The 561-nt window shown below is 52.6% G+C and carries 1 protein-coding gene; it reads left to right on the top strand.

The genetic code is table 11. The features are described 5' to 3' along the window. A partial coding sequence (locus tag IEY12_RS15670) for an IS6 family transposase (protein ID WP_188884590.1) occupies window positions 1–561 on the top strand: 561 nt, incomplete at both ends.

The raw sequence follows: 561 nt of genomic DNA, 5'->3' as shown, positions 1-561 counted from the left end.
CGCCTCAACGGTCGTAGCGACTGGATCGACTTGGATTTTGTGGAGAGAGAGCGGACACCGCGCGAGCTGATGGAGCTCGGTATTCGACTCCACCTGTCTGGACTTTCGCTTTCGAATACCATCTCTATAATTGAGAGGTTCGGTGTCGAACGTTCGCGGAAGGCTGTTCACGATTGGGTACAGAAGGCCGATCTACAGCCCGCCAGCGACGCAAGTCCGGATCACATTGCGCTCGACGAAACGGTGATCCGAATCAATGGTCAGCAATTCTGGCTGTACGCTGCTGTCGATCCTAATACAAACAGATTCCTTCATATACGGCTGTTTACGACGGCTACGACGGCATTAACGCAGCAATTTCTGCGGGAGCTTCGTGAGAAACACGACGTCAAAGACGCCGTGTTTCTCGTCGATCACGCTCAGCATCTAGCGGCTGCACTGCATCGAGCAGGACTCCGATTTCAAACCGTTCGTCACGGAAATCGGAACGCCGTCGAACGTGTCTTTCGAGAAATAAAACGACGTACTTCCTCGTTTAGCAATAGTTTCAGCCACGTCGAT

The sequence above is a fragment of the Halarchaeum grantii genome (genome assembly GCF_014647455.2).
GTDB classification, from domain to species: Archaea; Halobacteriota; Halobacteria; order Halobacteriales; family Halobacteriaceae; genus Halarchaeum; species Halarchaeum grantii.
Note: the sequence above shows the minus strand (reverse complement) of the source record. Positions and strands in the feature narration are given on the sequence as shown.